The sequence below is a fragment of the Propionicimonas paludicola genome, assembly GCF_002563675.1.
In the GTDB taxonomy this organism is placed as follows: domain Bacteria; phylum Actinomycetota; class Actinomycetes; order Propionibacteriales; family Propionibacteriaceae; genus Propionicimonas; species Propionicimonas paludicola.
Genome location: NZ_PDJC01000001.1, coordinates 20,615 through 38,182 on the forward strand (window position 1 = coordinate 20,615; position 17,568 = coordinate 38,182).

Here is a 17,568-nt window from a genome sequence, read left to right on the forward strand (position 1 = left end):
GCTGCGGTCGGTCAGGCCTGGTGCCTCCGATCAGCCCCGGCGACGCTCGGACGGCTGGGGCCGCTACTCGCCGTGGCCGGCGTTGGCTGCCGTGCGGGGAAGCAGGGGAATGATGGCGAGGACGGCCAGGCAGACGATTCCCACCACGATGAGGCAGACCTGCATGGCGTGGGCCATGTCGGTGCCGTAGGCCAACCAGATCGAGGTGATCACGGCTGAGCCGATCGCGCCGGCGAGTTGCTGGACGGCCGACAGGCTGCCACCGGCCGAGCCGGCCTCGTCGGGGGACGCGTCGCCCACGGCGATGTCGAACAGAGTGCCGAAGGTCAGCCCCATGCCGAGGCCGGTGACCACCATCGGCCCCACCAGATCCCAGGTTCCCAGTGCGAGCCCGTTGCTATAGACGGTGAGCCACAGCCATCCGGCGCCGAGGGCTGTGGTGAGGACGCCCGCGGCCACCAGGTTGCGACCGAGCTTGCCGATCAGGGGTGCCGCGATGAAGGAGGCGACGATGATGCCGACCGACATCGGCACGATGCCGGTGAGTGCGGTCTGGACCGGGTCGCGGTGCAGTGCCTGCTGGCAGAACAGCGACACGACATAGGCCATTCCAGTGACGACCGCGAAGTAGCCGAGCCCAGCCAGCAGGCCCGCGGTGAAGCCGCGGTTGCGCAGCAGCGAGGGGAGAATGAGCGGGTTGGCGGCCTTGGCCTGGCGGACGGCGAAAGCCGCGAAGGCGGCGATCCCGATCGCCAGCAAGGAGAGGGGCCATGGGCCCCAGCCGAGCTCCGGGCCCTCGATCAGGCCGGCAATCGTCCCGAGCACGGCCAGGCTGAGCAGGACGGAACCAGGCGCGTCCAGGACGACCTTGGGGTCGGCCGGGATGCGGGGCAGGATCTTCGCGGCAAGAGCGAGCCCCAGGCCGCCGAACACGATGTTGATCAGGAACATCGGACGCCAGGACAGTCCGAACCAGTTGGCGTTGACGATGTAGGCGCCCAGGATGGGTCCGCCGATCGATGCCAGAGCCATCATCGGCCCGAAGGTGGCGAAGGCGACCGACTTGAAGTCGCGCGGGAACACGGCGGTCATGATCGCGAGCCCCTGGGGGATCAGCAGAGCACCGAAGCCTCCTTGAATGAGGCGGGCGATGACCAGAACTGTCGGCGACCAGGCCAGGCCGCAGGCCAGCGACGCCAGTGTGAATCCGGTGATGCCGATCAGGAACACCCGGCGTTGGCCGAAGCGGTCGCCCAGGCGTCCGCCGAGGACGAGCAGGCTGCCGAGCGCCAGCGCGTAGGCCGACCCGAGCCACTTCAGCAAGCCGGCCCCACCGCCGAGTTCGGCGACGATCGTCGGCGCGGCGATGTTGGTGAGGGTGGAGTCCATCAGGTCGAGCATGTCGGCGATCAGGACGACGGCGAGGATCGCCCACAGGCCGGCGCGCGAGGTGGCGCCGACTGGCTCCTTTATTGGTTCGAGCGTGGTGTCCATGGGGTTCCTTCCGGTTAGCGGCCCGCCAAGGCTGGCATCGCTCTAATATTGGAACCGTTACAGATATGATGTCAACTCAGGAATCTTGGTAGGGTGATGCCGTGACCGACGAGGTGGGCCTGCGCACGCGCAAGAAGCTCCGTACCCGTGAGGCGATCAGCAACGCCGCATTGGGGTTGTTCATCGAGCGGGGCTACGAGAACGTCACTCTTTCCGAGATCGCCAGAGCGGCCGAGGTGTCGGTTGCCACCGTTTTCAGCTACTTCCCCGACGGCAAGGACGCACTCGTCTTCGAGCAGGACGAAGACCGGCCGGCCGCCATCGCCGAGGCGATTCAGACCCGTGGGGACGGCGCGAGTGTGATGGACGCGGTCGAGGCGTTCATCCTGAGTCGTGGCCCTTTCCGGAAGGGAAACGCCGCCACCCCGGTCCAGCGACTGATTGCCGAGACCGCGCCGCTGCGGGCCTACGCCCAGAAGCGGTGGGCAGCCTGCGAGCCCGTCCTGAGGTCGGCACTGGCTGAGGAGTCCCGCCGTCCCGAGGACGTGAATGTCCGAGCGCTCGCCCGATACGTTCTCGAGATCCCGGAGATCGCGGCCCAGGATGCCGATCCGCGAGCGACCGTCGGCCAGCTCTTCACTCGCCTCCGCGCAGGATGGGGCATCGCTTAGCGATCAGGTGCGGCGACATCTGAACCCGAAGTCGCGGGCATCGGGCTGGCTCGGCGCGGACGAGGCCGTCGACCGAGGCACGCGATGAGCCACACCACCGCACCCGCGCCGACGCGGACGGAGCTGGACCCTAGAGCCAGCCCTGACGGCGGAAGGTGCGGTGCAGGAGCAGACAGACCGTCGCCATCCCGATGAGCACGGCGGGATAGCCCCACGGGCTGGCCAGCTCGGGCATGTATTGGAAGTTCATCCCGTAGATGCCGGCGATCATCGTCGGGACGGCCGCGATCGCCACCCAGGCGGAGATCTTGCGCATGTCTTCGTTCTCGGAGACCGAGAGCCGGGCGACGGCAGCCTGCAGAATCGACGACATCACCTCGTCGTAGCCACCCACCTGCTCACGGACCTGTTCGAGGTGGTCGTGCACGTCCAGGAAGTACTGCCGCAAGTCGCGGTCCCCCTGCTGGTCGGCGAGCTTGCGCAGCGGGCCACCGAGGGGACCGACCGTCCGCTTCATCTCGACCAGGTCTCGCTTGAGCTGGTAGATGCGCTCGACCTGTGGCGTGCCGCCAGGGGCGAACACGTGGCTTTCGATCTCGTCCACGTCCTCGCCCACCTCGTCCGCGACGCGCAGGTAGTTGTCCACGACGCTGTCGATCACTCCGTGCAACACTGCGATCGGGCCGAGCCGGAGCTGTTCGGGGCGAGACTCGAGGGTCCTGCGCACCTGCCCCAACGGTGCGAGCTGCCCATGCCGCACCGACAGTGCGTACCAGGCACCCACCAGTACCGTGGCTGTTCCGGTCTCGACGATGTCACCGCCCTCGCTGCGGACGTCGCTGTCGATGTAGCCCAGCGTGCGCATCGAGAGGAACGTGGTGCCGTCGTCGTGGCGCTCGAGCTTGGGCCGCTGCCGCGAGTTGCCCGCATCCTCCACCGCTAGCGGGTGCAGTCCGAACACGTGGCGCAGGGAGTCCAGCTGCTCGGGGTTAGGCTCGAAAAGGCCCAACCAGACGAAACCGTTCCCGGCTGCCGCCGCGCGGCAGGCGGCCTGGAACTCCGCGGCTGGCTGGCGCTCACCGTCGACATAATGTGCCCAGTCGACCGCCGCGAGCAGGGGGTCGCTCGCCGAGCGCTCTGCGACCAGCTCAGGTTCGATCAGGCGGACGGGAGCCGTCCGACGTCGGGCGACCATGGGACGCAAGCCCGCGGGCAGACCCAGACGCGGGTAGATGGGCGTGTTGAGGTTCATGCGTTGCTCCTTCAGGTGGAGCCCGCAGCAGACTGACGCAGTCAGCTCACAAGGGTGCTGCGGGAGGTCGGTGGGACGGGTATCAGGGGACTACCGGGTGACATCCGCCTCACCTCCTTCTTCCGAGCGCCACAGCGCATGACCGTGTGATCCACGAAGAGGCTAGACCTCTGCGACGTTGGACGGAAACCATCCAGCCGGTCACGAGGAGGCGACGGCGTCCACGCGCGTGGACCCGATGCCCGCTTCCTACGGGAAGACGACGGCAAGCAGTAGGTAGATCAGGCCGAGGCTCACCGCGGTCTGGCCGATCAGGACTTCCCAACCGGTGATCACCGGTGTCGCTGAGTCGAGTTTGCTTAGTTCCTTTGGCTCTTTGTCATGGTCAACAAACCAGCCGCTGGGCTCAGTTCTGCGTGTCCGGGGGCAGGATCTCCAGGCGCGGGTACTCGGGCTTCCACATCCGCTGGTAGATGTCGGCGATCGCGTTGGTCATCGGACGCCGGGCCAGGCCTTGGGCTTCGGCGGTCTCGGCCACGGCCTTGGCGATGGTGGCGGCCACGACCCGCAGGTCGCTCATCGAGGGCAGCAGGGAGGCGCCCGGACGGTGCTCGTTCATCAGTCCGGCCAGGGCGTCCGCTGCGGCGTAGATCATCTCGGCCGTGACCCGCTCGGCGCGGACCACGGACACACCCAGGCCCAGGCCGGGGAAGATCAGGGCGTTATTGGCCTGGGCGATGGTGTGGTAGATCTCGCCGTGCCGGATGGTGCCGAACGGACTGCCGGTGGCGATCAGCGCCTGTCCGTCCGTCCATTCCAGGAAGTCGGACGGCTGCGCCTCGGCGCGGCTGGTCGGGTTCGACAGTGGCATGATGATCGGCTGCTCATCCCGACTGCTCACTAGGGGCGGCGCCCAACCTCAGGAGTCCGCGATGCTGCTCAGCAGCGCGCAGGCTCGGGCGGTCGCGGCGATGCGTCGCATTCGGGGGTGGTGCGGAAGAGCACCTTGCGCCTGTCATGGAGGGCACCCGGCGTCGATCCACGGGAGATTCCGAACTTCAGCGCTGTCACAACGGGGCCATGGCGGACACTGTTGAGGTGTGAGCACCTCGACGCCGTCGCCGTCTGAGGCCGAGTTCCGGCGCTTCCATCAGCGGAACTCGCCTCGGGTGTACGGCTACGTCCGTCGGCATTGCGATGAGGCCGAATGTGATGACGTCCTCGCCGAGGTCTTCGTGGTGGCCTGGCGGCGTTGGGGTGAACTTCCGGCCGACCCGATCCCGTGGCTGCTGGCGACCGCGCGCAAGACATTGGCCAACCATTGGCGCTCGCGGGACAGGCGGACGCGTCTGGCGACCGAGCTGGCCGGCATCCGCGACCTGTCCAGCGATGACCCGGCCAGCGTGGCCGTCGAGCGAGCCGAGCTGTTGGCCGCCCTGGCTGCCCTCGACCAGCCTGATCGGGAGATCTTGCTGTTGGTCGGCTGGGACGGGCTCGACTCGGCCGGCGCGGCGAAGGTGCTGGGCATCACGCCCGTGGCTGCGCGCGCCCGGCTCAGCCGCGCTCGGCACCGGCTGGCCAGTAGAACCGAGACTCCGAGCGGCGGCTCCCGACCGCACTCCTCCCTACTGATCGAAGGAAGCTGACATGGCGAACACACACAGCCATGACCAGGCGATGGACGCGGTGACCGGCATCCGGCCCGACGCCGACGAGCTCGCCCACCGTTGGCACCTTGGACGCAGCGAAGCCAACCTGCGGACCGTCCTCGGTCGCACCGCCAACCCCAACGTGAGGGAGGGCGAGACATCGGCCGCCGGGGCCGGGGCGTCCACGGCGTCCCGCATGGATGGTCGGCGCCTGCGGGCCCGCTGGGTCGTGGTGCCGGTCGTTGCGGCCGCCGTCGTGACGGCCGTGGTCTTGGTTACCCCGCGCTTCATGAGCTCTCGGCCCGTCGAAGCGATACCTGTCGCCACGCCCACGCCGCAACCGACAGCAAGCCCCACCCCCCGGTGGGCGACGTCTGCGCTCGCCCCCGACGACATGCCGCTGGTGCCGTACTTCGAGGCCATCCGGAAGGCGAAGGGCCAGGAGGCCGCACAGGTCAGCGAGAGCGATCAGCGCAAGTGGTGGCAGCAACGGGAGACGTTCCTGGGTCAGTGCATGGGCAAGGCGGGGTTCGAGTACTTCCCTCGCGGCTACGACCAGCCGAGTTCTGCGGCTCGCTCCGAGTTCGAGACCCGAAAGGCGCTGCGGTACCGCGATACCCTCCCGATCCCGGCCCTGGACGATGACCGCGCCGTGGTCGCGTCCGTCGGCTACGGCCTGAGCAGCCCCCCTGGGCAGTTCCTCGACCAGTTGGCGTCCGCCGACCCGAAGAACACCGATTACATCGCCTCCTTGTCGCCGCAACGACACGACGAGTACGACATCGCGATGAACGGGCAGACCAGCCACGACACCCGCTCCAACCCGATGACGAAGGGCTGCTACTGGGAGTCGGAGAAGAGATACCCCGAGCCGGACGCCTCGTCGTTCAACAACCAGATCGCGTTCATGTTCATGGACGTCATTCCCGGCATCCTGAACTTCACCGACGATGCATCCATCGAGGCCGACTCGCGGGTGGTCGCGCTGAACGACCAGTGGCGTGCCTGCATGGCTCGGGAGGGCTTCGACTTTGCGGCCTTCCGGGCGCTTCAGACCGACGGCGCCGGGCCCTTCGACGGGCCACAAGCCGCCATTCTTCTGGCCAGCCTGACCGGCGACGATGGCACAGTCGCCACCTACCCACTGCCGAGTGACGCACCCGCCGGCCAGGGAGCGCTTACTGGCTCTGCACCGCAGCTCCGAGTGGCCTTGGCTGACTACGACTGTCGCCAGGCGGTCGGCTACACCCAAGGGCTCATCGACGTACAACGCGATCTCGAGAAGCGATTCGTCACCAAGCACCAAGCGCGCCTGGACGAACTCCTCAGCCACGTTCGAAAGAACGTCCCGTAGCGTTGACCGGCGCCCGGCGGGGTGCGTTGACCGCCGGGCTCAGTTCTGCGAGTCCGGGGGCAGGATCTCCAGGCGCGGGTACTCGGGTTTCCACATGCGCTGATAGATGTCGGCGATCGCGTTGGTCATCGGACGCCGGGCCAGGCCTTGGGCTTCGGCGGTTTCGGCGACGGCTTTGGCGATGGTGGCGGCCACGACGCGCAGGTCGCTCATCGAGGGCAGCAGGGAGGCGCCGGGACGGTACTCGTTCATGAGTCCGGCTAGGGCGTCCGCTGCGGCGTAGATCATCTCGGCCGTGACCCGTTCGGCGCGGACCACGGAGACGCCCAGGCCCAGGCCGGGGAAGATCAGGGCGTTATTGGCCTGAGCGATGGTGTGGTAGATCTCGCCGTGCCGGATGGTGCCGAACGGGCTGCCGGTGGCGATCAGCGCCTGCCCGTCCGTCCATTCCAGGAGGTCGGACGGCTGCGCCTCGGCGCGACTGGTCGGGTTCGACAGCGGCATGATGATCGGCTGCTCGCAGTGCTCGGCCATGGCCCGAACGACGTCCTCGCTGAAGGCGCCGTGCTGGGCGGACGTCCCGATCAGGATGGTTGGCTTCACCTCGCGGACGGCCTCAGCCAGGCTGATCCGGGCGGGGTCGACCACCGTCCAGTCGGCGACGTCGGCGCGCTTGCGGGCATACGGACGCTGGAAGTCGCGCACCCCCTTACCGTCCTCGACGATCAGCCCACGGCTGTTGAAGGCCCAGAACTGCCGGTAGGCGTCATCGTCGGAGACCCCGGCTCGACGGAAGGCCTCGCGAATCAGGTCGGCCACCCCGACCCCGGCGGTGCCGGCCCCGTAGATCATCACCCGATGCTCGGCCAGCGGCATCCCGGTCAGCCGGACGGCCGCCAGCACGGCGGCCAGCACCACGGCCGCGGTGCCCTGGATGTCGTCGTTGAAGGTGCAGATCTCGTCGGTGTAGCGGTTCAGGATCCGGTGGGCGTTGCCGGCTCCGAAGTCCTCCCAGTGCAGCATGGCGTTCGGGAAGAGCCGGGTCACGGTCTGGACGAACAGGTCGATGAACTCGTCGTAGCGCTCACCGCGGACCCGGGCATGCCGCTCGCCCAGATAGAGGTCGCTGTTCAACAGGCCCAGGTTGTCGGTGCCCACGTCCAGCACGATCGGGATGGCCCGCCTCGGGTGGATGCCGGCGGCCGCGGTGTACACGCCAAGCTTGCCCAACGCGATCTGGACGCCACCGATGCCCTGATCGCCGATCCCGAGGATGCCTTCGGAGTCGGTCACCACGACGAGGTCGACGTCGTCGGCGTCCAACTCGAAGTCGCGCAGCGACTGCTCGACCAGCTCGGGGTGATCGATCGAGAGGAACACGGCCCGGGCGCCGGTGTACTCGTGGCTGAACCGCTCGATGGCCTCGCCGATGGTCGGGGTGTAGATGATCGGCAGCATCTCTTCCAGATGCTCGCTCAGCAACCGGTAGAACAGCACCTCGTTGCGGTCGCGCAGCTGGGTGAGCTGAATGAACTTGGCCAGCGGGGATGGCGAGCGGCTGTACTGCGCGTACGTCCGGCGCAGCTGCTCCTCGATCGTGGTCACCCGCGACGGCAACAGCCCCGACAGCCCCAGTTGCTCGCGCTCACCGAGAGTGAAGGCCGTGCCCCGGTTGGCCATCGGATGGACCAGGACCAGTCGTCCTCTGGCACTGATCTGCAGTACCGCGTCCCGAGAAGTGGTGTCCAGGTTGAATCCGACTTGCCGCATGGGTTCAGTCTTCCACCCCTGCCGGAGTCGGGGTGCCAGCGCCGTCTGCGCGACGCACTCGTCGGCCGGCGAGCGGTGCTACCGGCCACCCTCAGGCATGCGGCATTTATCGCTCGCGCCTGGCATCAGATGCCGGTTCCTGGCCACCCAGCGGTAGACCGCGCGAGCCAGCACCCGCACCCCGGGGAGGGTCAGAAGTACGCCCACCGGACGCAGCCCGATGGCGCCTTCACGCAGGGCCCGGCCGATCCCGTCGCTTCCCCGATGCAGGCTGCCGTCCTTCGATACGAACCACGACGCCTCCTGGCACTGCTCCGGAGTCAGACCCACAGCCTCGAGATCGGCGTCCTGCCAGGCCACGACGTCGTAGGCCCCCTTCGCGGACGCGCGCTCCAGCAGCTCGCTGCATCGGGTGCAGAACCCGCAGTCGGCGTCGAAGAGGAACACCTCTCCAGGCTAACCGGCACCGCCCAGCGGGCTGCCTGCTCAGTTGCTCGGAGCGGGAGTTGGCTCCCATCGCGGCGGAGTTAAGCCCTGTCGGGGACAAAGATTGAGATCTGTTTAAGCTCTCCCGCTCTGCAGCGGAGGGGCTCAGCTGCAGGTGCCCTTCAGGACGGGGCGGTGTCGCGTCATCGCCCCAGGAGGGTCGACTGGTGGTGGCCGGATCGACATGTGGTTAAACGTTTGCGCAATGTGTTGAGCTCATGCTAGCGTCCGCTTAAACGTTTACGCATCGAAGGTGACGCAGTGGACCAGCATGTTTTCGTCAAGCCGACCGACGGTTGGGTTGGAGACGTAATCCCGTTCGTTGAGGGCCGGCGCGCCCAGCTGTACTACCTCCACGAGGCGCGCGACCCGCAACGTCCCGGCATGCCGTGGCACTGCTACGAGACCGAGGACTTCGCCACCTTCATCGATCGGGGTGAAGTGATCCCCCGCGGCGGCGCTGCGTCGCCCGACCTCAACGTGTACACCGGCAGCGTCGTCGAGTTCGCCGGTTTCCAGCATGCTTTCTACACCGGCTTCAACGCGGACTTCCACGAGCCCGGCCAGCCTGCCCGCCAGCTGGTGATGCACGCCTCCCGGCGGATCGGCGACCAGACCTGGCGCAAGCATCCGGAACACACCTTCGGTGCACCCGAGGGCTATGAGCCGGTCGACTTCCGCGATCCATTCGTCTTCCGGGCCGACGAGACCGGCCCATGGCACCTGCTGGTGATCGCCCGCAAGGAGCACGGTGCCGATCGGCGACGCGGCGTCATCCTGGAGTACGTCTCGGCGGACTTGGCCGAGTGGGAACTCCACGGCGAGTTCTGGGCATCGAACCGCTACGTGGCGATCGAGTGCCCCGAGGTCTTCTCGTTCGAGGGCAACTGGTACTTCGTGTTCTCGGAGTTCTCCGATCGGTTCGCTACGCACTACCGAGTCGGGCCCACGGCCCACGGACCCTGGTCGGTTCCCGAGCTGGACACAGTGGACGGCCGGGCCTTCTACGCCGCGAAGTCGCTGGAGTTGGGCGGCTCCCGCTACTTCGCCGGGTGGATCCCCACCCGTGAAGGTGAGACCGACGATGGGGCCTGGGAGTGGGCCGGGTCGCTCGCCGTCCATCAGGCGCGGGTCTTGCCCGATCGGTCGCTGGCGTTCCGCATGCCACCGGCGATGCGGGCTCTCTTCGTGACCGACCAGGCCGCCGAGTTCGACTCCGTCGTGGGTCAGTGGCGGCGTAGCTGCGGCGAACTCGCAGCATCAGTGCCCGATGGAGTCGCCGTCGCCGTGGCCCAGGGCATGCCTGAGCAGTACCTGCTCGAACTCACCATCGATGCCGCACCCGGCACTTCCGAGTGCGGAGTGATCCTGCGCTCATCGGCCGACGGCTCGGAGGGCTACCTGCTCCGGATCGAGCCCAAGCGCGACCGGCTGGTGTTCGATCGCTGGCCGCGCCGACGCACCGGCCCGGCCCAGTGGCAGATCTCCGGCGACGTCCCCTTCCTCATCGAACTCGAGCGCCCGTTGCGTCCCTGCGGGGGACGTTACGAGCTGAAGGTCGTCGTCGACGACACCTGCTGCGTGGCCTACGTCAACGACGAGGTGGCGCTCAGCGTCCGCATGTACGACCACCGCAGTGGCGGAGTCGGTCTCTTCGTCGGGGACGGGTCCGCACGCTTCACCGATGTCTCCATCGCCACCAGATAGAAGACACTCTCTCAAGGAGGAGAAAGAACCATGAAGAAACACCTTGTCGGGCTCGCCGGCGCGGTTACAGCCTTCGCGCTGGCGCTGACCGGCTGCTCCGGAGCCACCGCCCAGCCGAGCACCAGCTCCACCGAGATCGTGCCCCGGCAGATCTCGTGGCTGCTGTCCCGTCCGGCGGATGGCTCGGTCATCACGATCGTGAAGAAGCTCGCCGACGAGTACGCCGCCAAGCATCCCGGCTTCTCGCTGAACCTGATCACCACGCCCGACCGGCCCTCCTACCTGCAGAAGCTGCAGACCTTGGCCGCGGCGAACCAGCTCCCCGAGCTGTTCGACACCGATGCGACGCCGTTCACCCAGAAGCTGGTCAAGCAGGGCAAGCTGGTCGACGTCCAGAAGATGCTCACCGACCTGGGGCTGTACGACAAGTACCGTCCGCTGGCCCTCGACTACCAGCGCTTCGACGACGGCGGCCTGTACATGGTGCCGTTCGAGTTCGAGCTGGAGTTCTTCTGGTACAACAAGGCCCTCTTCCAGAAGGCCGGCGTCAGCGTCCCGAAGACCCTGGACGACATCGTCTCGCTGTGCAAGCCGCTGCGTGACGCCGGGGTGATCCCGATCTCGGTGGACGGCCAGGACGGCTGGCCCCTGCTGCGCTACATGTCCTACCAGCCCTTCCGCCTGGCCGGCTCCGACTATGTCGACAAGCTGAAGAAGGGCGAGGCCAAGATGAGCGATCAGGTGGGCGCCAAGGCCGTCCAGTGGATGTCCGACCTCGGCTCGAACAAGTGCTTCCAGGACGGCTTCTCCTCCCAGGGCTACACCGACGCCCGGGATCTGTTCACCAGCGGCAAGTCCGCGATGTACCAGATCGGAACCTGGGAACTGGCCAGCCTGACCAACAAGGACGTCCCGGCCGCGGTGCGCGACAACGTCGACTTCTTCACCTTGCCGACAGTCAAGGACGCCGTGACGGCCGACAACGAGTACACCGTGGTGTCGGGCATCGGGATGGCGGTCAGCCAGCAGACCTACGACCCGCTGATGAAGGACTTCCTGAAGTTCGTCCTCGACAACTACTCCGAGCGTCTGGCCGCGTCGGGCCACCTGACTCCGATGCAGGGTTACGAGCCCACCATCCCGGCCGGCTCCAGCGACCTGTACAAGCGGGCGCTCGCCGAGGTGAACAACCTCGGGAAGAAGATCGCCTTCCCGTGGGACACCAAGCTCGACCCGACCACGAACACCTTGATGCAGCAGGAGCTCACCCTGCTCGTGCAAGGTGACAGCACTCCCGCGGCGTTCGAGCAGAAGATCGACGCCTCCATCACCGAGAACGCGCCGAAGTTCTTCGGCTGAACAGTGCCGGGGTGCCGCTCACAACGCGGCGGCACCCCGGCCCCTTCAAGAAGGAACCGACATGCTTCCAGGACGCTCCCGCACCTCGGTGCTGGTCTTCCTCGTCCCGCCGCTGCTGCTCTACCTCGTGGCCGTCGCTCTCCCGATCGTGCAGTCGCTGGTGCTCAGCTTCTTCTCCTGGGACGGGGTCACCGACCTCCGTCTGGTGGGCTTCAGCAACTACGTGAAGATGTTCACCGCTGACCCGATCTTCTGGCGCGCATTCGCTAACACGATGGTCTACCTGGCGGTGTGCCTGTTCTTCCAGCTGGGCGTCTCGCTGTTCGTGGCGAACCTGCTCAGCTACGCCGGACGGGGCAAGGAGGTCGCCAAGACCCTCTACCTGCTCCCGGCCATCATCTCGACGGTGGCGATCTCGTTCCTCTTCCAGAGGATCTACTCCTACGAGCCGGCCGGCCTGATCAACCAGTTGCTCGCCGGCGTCGGACTCGGCGACCTGGCCGCACCGTGGTTGTCGCAGGTGAACACGGTCCTGGTGGCGGTGTCCGCCCCGGAGGGTTGGCGGTTCACCGGCCTGTACATGCTGATTCTCTACGCCGCGATCCTGGCCGTCCCCAAGGAGCTCGAGGAAGCCGCTCGGCTCGATGGCGCCTCCACCTGGCAGATCTTCGCGCACGTCCGCTTCCCCTACATCCGGCCGGTGTGGGTGACGACGATGATCATGGCCGCCACCTACAGCCTGCGTGGCTTCGACATCCCGTACCTGCTCACCAACGGTGGGCCCGGGCAGGCCTCCGAACTCCTCACCACCTACATGTTCAAGACCGCATTCCGCAGCACGGACTTCGGCTACGCCAGCTCTATCGCGGTGTTCATCGTGATCGAGTGCGTCGTGGCTGTCGGACTGATCCTGTTGCTGCTCCGCCGGGGGAGGGAGAACGCATGACCTCGACAGTTTCCGCACCGGAACGGCGCCGCCGACTGAACCTGGCCCGGAGCTTCACCAACCTCCTGGTGGTGCTCATCGTCGTCGTCCAGGTCTATCCGCTGGTCTGGCTGTTCGTGACCAGCCTCCGCCCGGCTCAGGAGTTCGCCTCCGGCAATGCGTTCGGCATCCCGTCCGCCTTCACGTGGGACAACTACGTCCGGGCCTTCGGCTCGGCCGACCTCGGCCGCTACATCTTCAACAGCTTCGTGGTGACCGGCGTCTCCAGCCTGCTGATCGTGCTGCTGGGCATGATGGCCGCGTACGCCATCAAGGTGCTCGGCTTCCGGGGCAGCAAGATCGTGATGGGCGCGTTCCTGCTGGGCATCATCGTGCCCGTCCAGATCGCCCTGGTGCCGCTGTTCATCAACTACTCGCGAGTAGGGCTGCTGAACACCTACCAGTCGATGATCATCCCGCTGGTCGGCTTCGCGCTGCCCACCTCGGTCTACCTGTTCGTCTCGTTCTTCGAGTACATCCCGCGAGAGACCTACGAGGCTGCATCGCTGGACGGAGCCGGACCCTTCCGGGTCTTCTTCGAGATCACCATGCCGCTGTCCACCAACACGGTGATCACGGTCGTCTTCGTCAATGGCATCTTCATCTGGAACGACTTCATCTTCGCCAACACCTTCGTCTTCGAAGAGGGGATGAAGACCATTCCACTAGGGCTGCAGAACTTCATCGGGGCCATGGGCTCGGTTGATTGGACGGCCACCTTCGCCGCCGTGTGCGTCACAGTGACGCCGCTGCTGCTGGTCTTCCTAGTCATGAACCGCGCCATCATCTATGGCCTCGAAAGCGGCGCCACCAAGGGCTAGGGTGACCACGATGCAAACCAAGGGTTCCGGCCCCGAGCCGACCACCCCCGCCCCGGTGACGCTGCACGATGTGGCCCGTGCCGCGGGTGTCTCGGTCGCGACCGTTTCCTATGTGGCCAACGGCCGGACCAACGTCCGGCTCTCTGATGCCACTCGGCTCCGCGTCCAGCAGGCACTCGATGATCTCGGCTATCGACCCAACGCCTTGGCCAAGAACTTGGTCAAGGGGACCTCGAAGTTCGTGGGGCTGGTCACCGATGGCGTCGCCACCACCCCGTTCGCCGGGCAGATCATTCACGGCGCGCAGGATGAGGCCTGGCGGCACGGGTTCGTCCTGCTGGTGGCCAACACCGACGCGGACCCGCAGGTTGAGCACGAAGCCATCGAGATGATGCGCGAGCATCAGGTGCGCGGAATCCTGTACTCGACCTGGTATCACCGCGAGATCACCGTCCCGCCTGCCCTGGATTCGGCAGAGATGGTGCTGGTCAACTGTTACGCCCCCGGCTCGGACGCCCGCGCCGTCGTCCCCGACGAGCGGCAAGGCGGACGGGTGGCGACCGAGCAGCTCCTAGAGCAGGGGCATCGCCGGATCGCCTTCCTCAACACCACCTGGGAGTCTCCGGCCCGCACCGGACGACTCGCCGGCTATCGGGACGCGCTCGCCGCAGCCGGGGTCGGCTTCGACCCGGCCTTGGTGATCGATGCCGAGCCGAATCAGGAGGGTGGCTACGCGGCGTACGAGGAACTCCGCAGGCTGGACGTGACTGCGGCCTTCTGCCACAACGACCGAGTGGCCATGGGCCTCTACGACGCACTGCGGGTCCGTGGGCTGAAGATCCCCACGGATCTGGCGATTGTCGGTTTCGACAATCAGGAAGTGATCGCCGCGCACTTGCGTCCGCCGCTGACCACCGTGCAGTTGCCGCACTACGAGCTCGGCGCAGCCGGCGTCCGGATTCTGCTGGGGATCGACCCCGTGCCGACCGGCTCGGTCAGCAAGCTCGCGTGCCCGTTGGTGCCGCGCGAGTCGGTGGCCTCCGGTCTGGCCGACTAGGCCCACGGCGGCCTCGACACGTCCTTCGAGGTCACGACCGTCCGATCACCACACCTCGCTTTGTCCTGCCCTTGTTGGAGACCAATGATGACCACCGCACCCACTCCGCACCCGTATGTGGACCCGTCCGGGCCAACGGTGCCGGATCCGCACCGTCCCGGCTTCCACCTCACCGCGCCACAGGGCTGGCTGAACGACCCGAACGGGCTATGCCAGTGGGACGGGGTGTTCCACCTCTTCTACCAGTACAACCCGGACGCCCCGGTGCACAACCAGATCCATTGGGGACATGTCACCAGTACCGATCTGGTGCACTGGCGCGACGAGCCGATCGCGCTGGCGCCCTCGTCCGGGCCGGACGCGCAGGGCTGCTGGAGCGGTGTCCTGGTCGACGATGACGGCACTCCGACCCTGGTCTACTCCGGGCACACGCCGTCCGCGCGTCCGACCCAGACCTGCTGCATCGCCGTGGGCACCCCCGAGCTGGCCACGTGGGAGAAGCTTCCGGACAACCCGGTGATCGACGGGCCGCCGCCCGGGCTGCAGGTGACCGAGTTCCGCGACCACACGGTCTGGCGTGAGGACGGTCAGTGGCACCAGGCCATGGGGTCGGGCCTGGTCGGACGCGGCGGCGCACTGCTCCACTTCCTCAGCCCGGATCTTCGCCAGTGGACCTATCAGGGTCCGCTGGTGACCGCGGACGGCTTGCCGACCGGGGGGCCGTTCAGCGGCACGACCTGGGAGTGCCCCGATCTCTTCGTGCTCCCGACGACCGAGGGAGAGCCCTGGCACATCCTGGTGTTCTCGGCCTGGGACTACGGCCGCACCCTCTACCCCCTCTATCTGGTCGGGCACCTCGTGGACGGGTCGTTCATCGCCGATGCTGCCCCGCGTCACCTCGATCTGGGCTTGCGGCACTTCTACGCGCCGCAGAGCTTCGCGGCTGCGGACGGGCGACGGATCCAGTTCGGCTGGGCACAGGAGGCCCGGCCCGAGGCGGCCGTACTCGACGCCGGCTGGACGGGCGTGATGTCGTTGCCGCGCACCCTCACCCTGCGATCGGACGGGACCCTGGCGGCCGCACCGGTCGCCGAGGTGGACGCGCTGCGCGACGGCGCCGGGGAGCGCCTGGACCTCGTCGAGGGCACGCGTCGGCTGCGGCTCACCGGCGACCAGCTGGATCTGTGCGCCGAGATCGTCCTACCGTCGGGGTCCGGGGTGGAGTTCGCGATCCGGGCCAGCGAGGATCTCCGGGAGGCCACCTTCGTCCGGCTGCAGCGCGCGGACGACGGCGCGGCCCGCCTGATTCTGGACCGTAGCCACAGCCGCAGCCGTGATGCCGGCGATCTCGACGACTACGACCTGAGTGAGCTCGGCGGGGAGCTGCCCGCCCTGATCGAGGATCGAGTGGAGCTGCGAATCATCGTTGACCACTCGATGATCGAGGTGTTTGCCGGGGGCGTCCCGCTGACCGCGAGGGTCTACCCCTCCAGCGCAGAAGCCACCGGAGTGGAAGTCACCGTGCTGTCGTCGGCGAAGGTCGACCTGGTGGCCTGGCCGATGAAGGCAGCCCTGCGCAGGAACCCTGAGGTGGTCACCTCATGAGGCAGGACTGAGCCGCAGCAGCCGTCCGCTGGGGGCGTCCTCGAGGAGCCAGATGGTCCCGTCCGGGGCTTGCTCGACTTCGCGGATCCGCTGGCCGAGCCCCCAGGTGTCGGCGAGCCTGGCCGTCGTGCCGTCCAGGTCAACCCGGATCAGGGCCTGCCCGGAGAGCGCGCCGATGAAAGCATCGCCCTGCCACTGCGGGAAGGCCGTGCCGGTGTAGATCATCAGGCTGCTGGGCGAGATGCTCGGGTTCCAGAAGGCTGCCGGGGCGGCGAACCCGTCCCCTGCCCGATGGTCGGGAATGTCGCGTCCGTCGTAGTGGGAGCCGTTGGACGCCTTCGGCCAGCCGTAGTTGCGGCCGGGCTCGATCAGGTTGAGTTCGTCGCCGCCGCGCGGCCCCATCTCGGTCGACCAGAGGTTGCCGGATGAGTCGAAGGCCAGCCCGAGTGGGTTGCGGTGGCCGCGCGTCCACAGCTGCGCGGTGACACCGCCCTGACCAGCCCACGGATTGCCGGCAGCCGGCGCGCCGTCCGGAGTGAGCCGGACGATCTTGCCGAGGTTCGTGCCGAGATCCTGGGCCGGGTCGAACTTCTGCCGCTCGCCGGAGCTGATGAACAGGTACTGCCCGTCCGGACTGAACGCGAGCCGATGCCCGAAGTGGCCCGAGCCGCTGGTCTTGGGCTGCTGGCGCCAGATCACCTGCAGCCCGGTGAGGGCGGGCTCGTCCGGGGTGCCAGCGAGCTCGGCTCGTCCGACCAGCGCTCCGGTGCCGCCGTCGCCGCGCTCGACCCAGCTGAGATAGACGAGCCGATCCATAGCGAAGCCGGGGGAGACGATGACATCGCCGAGCCCGCCCTGGCCGTCGTGGACGACCTTCGGCACACCGCCGACGGTGAGGACGTGTCCGTCAGCTCGACGCAGCTTCAGCGCGCCGCCGCGCTCGGTGACCAGCAGGTCGCCGTCGGGCAGGAAGGTCATCGCCCACGGCTCGTCGAAGCGACTCAGCTTCTCGATCACGAATGGACGCCCGTCCGGCGCAGTCTTCGGAGTGCTCGGTGGGGTGGCCGCCGGCGCCGAGGTGGACGAAACTGGTGCCGGTGCGGGCGTGGTCGGTGCCGAGATCGGCGCGGAACAGCCGGCCAGCAACACCATGACCAGCGTCAGGGTGAGGGTGCGTCCCATTCACCGAGGCTACCCGCGCCCGGCGTCGGTGCGGGAGGGTCGCCGGTGGGGCACTTCTTCGGCGAGATCAAAGCCGGGCCTGAACCGCCGCTCCTCGTGCCGGCCCACAGGGCTCGATGGCCTCCTTACGAGAATGTATGACGAGCGTCATGAGATGGCATATGAGGGCACGGGGG

Annotated in this window: 15 protein-coding genes; 9 read left to right on the forward strand and 6 right to left on the reverse strand. The window is 67.4% G+C overall.

All coding sequences use genetic code 11. The annotated features are described in order from the left end of the window. Window positions 1–63: 63 nt before the first annotated feature. Window positions 64–1,494, reverse strand: a complete 1,431-nt coding sequence (locus ATK74_RS00105) for an MFS transporter (RefSeq protein ID WP_098459133.1) — start codon at window positions 1,492–1,494, stop codon at window positions 64–66. Window positions 1,495–1,595: 101 nt separating this feature from the next. Between ATK74_RS00105 and ATK74_RS00110 the strand changes: the two genes are divergently transcribed. Further along, complete coding sequence (locus tag ATK74_RS00110; protein ID WP_098459134.1) at window positions 1,596–2,165, forward strand: TetR/AcrR family transcriptional regulator; 570 nt, start codon at window positions 1,596–1,598, stop codon at window positions 2,163–2,165. Between the two features lie 130 nt (window positions 2,166–2,295). Here ATK74_RS00110 and ATK74_RS00115 read toward each other — a convergent pair whose 3' ends face one another. After that, window positions 2,296–3,417: a magnesium and cobalt transport protein CorA gene (locus ATK74_RS00115; RefSeq protein ID WP_098459135.1), complete on the reverse strand. Its 1,122-nt coding sequence runs from the start codon at window positions 3,415–3,417 to the stop codon at window positions 2,296–2,298. Between the two features lie 406 nt (window positions 3,418–3,823). After that, on the reverse strand, window positions 3,824–4,318 hold the full coding sequence (locus ATK74_RS00120; protein ID WP_245840544.1) for a malic enzyme-like NAD(P)-binding protein: 495 nt from the start codon (window positions 4,316–4,318) through the stop codon (window positions 3,824–3,826). 199 nt (window positions 4,319–4,517) lie between these two features. Here ATK74_RS00120 and ATK74_RS00125 point away from each other — a divergent pair, with 199 nt between their 5' ends. Together ATK74_RS00125 and ATK74_RS00130 are read left to right on the forward strand one after the other, a co-directional pair. After that, window positions 4,518–5,063 carry an RNA polymerase sigma factor gene (locus ATK74_RS00125; protein WP_098459136.1) on the forward strand — a complete coding sequence of 182 codons (546 nt, stop codon included), beginning with the start codon at window positions 4,518–4,520 and terminating at the stop codon, window positions 5,061–5,063. A gap of 1 nt (window position 5,064) precedes the next feature. Next, window positions 5,065–6,420, forward strand: coding sequence for a hypothetical protein (locus tag ATK74_RS00130; protein WP_098459137.1), 1,356 nt, complete (start codon window positions 5,065–5,067; stop codon window positions 6,418–6,420). 39 nt (window positions 6,421–6,459) lie between these two features. Here ATK74_RS00130 and ATK74_RS00135 read toward each other — a convergent pair whose 3' ends face one another. Then, window positions 6,460–8,190: an NAD-dependent malic enzyme gene (locus tag ATK74_RS00135; RefSeq protein ID WP_098459138.1), complete on the reverse strand. Its 1,731-nt coding sequence runs from the start codon at window positions 8,188–8,190 to the stop codon at window positions 6,460–6,462. A gap of 78 nt (window positions 8,191–8,268) precedes the next feature. Further along, a complete protein-coding gene (locus ATK74_RS00140; protein WP_098459139.1) occupies window positions 8,269–8,637 on the reverse strand; it encodes a thiol-disulfide oxidoreductase DCC family protein in 369 nt (122 codons plus the stop codon). A 300-nt stretch (window positions 8,638–8,937) separates the two neighbouring features. Between ATK74_RS00140 and ATK74_RS00145 the strand changes: the two genes are divergently transcribed. From ATK74_RS00145 to ATK74_RS00170, 6 genes are all read left to right on the forward strand, one after another. Next, entirely contained in the window at window positions 8,938–10,383 is a 1,446-nt protein-coding gene (locus ATK74_RS00145) for a GH32 C-terminal domain-containing protein (RefSeq protein WP_098459140.1), read from the forward strand. Window positions 10,384–10,413: 30 nt separating this feature from the next. After that, window positions 10,414–11,742 carry an ABC transporter substrate-binding protein gene (locus ATK74_RS00150; protein WP_098459141.1) on the forward strand — a complete coding sequence of 443 codons (1,329 nt, stop codon included), beginning with the start codon at window positions 10,414–10,416 and terminating at the stop codon, window positions 11,740–11,742. A gap of 61 nt (window positions 11,743–11,803) precedes the next feature. Then, entirely contained in the window at window positions 11,804–12,688 is an 885-nt protein-coding gene (locus ATK74_RS00155; RefSeq protein WP_098459142.1) for a carbohydrate ABC transporter permease, read from the forward strand. Then, a complete protein-coding gene (locus tag ATK74_RS00160; protein WP_098459143.1) occupies window positions 12,685–13,548 on the forward strand; it encodes a carbohydrate ABC transporter permease in 864 nt (287 codons plus the stop codon). Before ATK74_RS00155 ends, ATK74_RS00160 begins: the two co-directional genes overlap by 4 nt. A gap of 10 nt (window positions 13,549–13,558) precedes the next feature. Next, on the forward strand, window positions 13,559–14,605 hold the full coding sequence (locus ATK74_RS00165; protein ID WP_098461826.1) for a LacI family DNA-binding transcriptional regulator: 1,047 nt from the start codon (window positions 13,559–13,561) through the stop codon (window positions 14,603–14,605). Window positions 14,606–14,692: 87 nt separating this feature from the next. Further along, on the forward strand, window positions 14,693–16,210 hold the full coding sequence (locus ATK74_RS00170) for a glycoside hydrolase family 32 protein (protein ID WP_169923660.1): 1,518 nt from the start codon (window positions 14,693–14,695) through the stop codon (window positions 16,208–16,210). On the opposite strand, the gene ATK74_RS00175 is transcribed toward ATK74_RS00170, so the two are convergent. Continuing rightward, complete coding sequence (locus ATK74_RS00175) at window positions 16,205–17,392, reverse strand: PQQ-dependent sugar dehydrogenase (protein ID WP_098459145.1); 1,188 nt, start codon at window positions 17,390–17,392, stop codon at window positions 16,205–16,207. The two genes, ATK74_RS00170 and ATK74_RS00175, sit on opposite strands and share 6 nt — an antisense overlap. Between the last annotated feature and the right edge of the window lie 176 nt (window positions 17,393–17,568).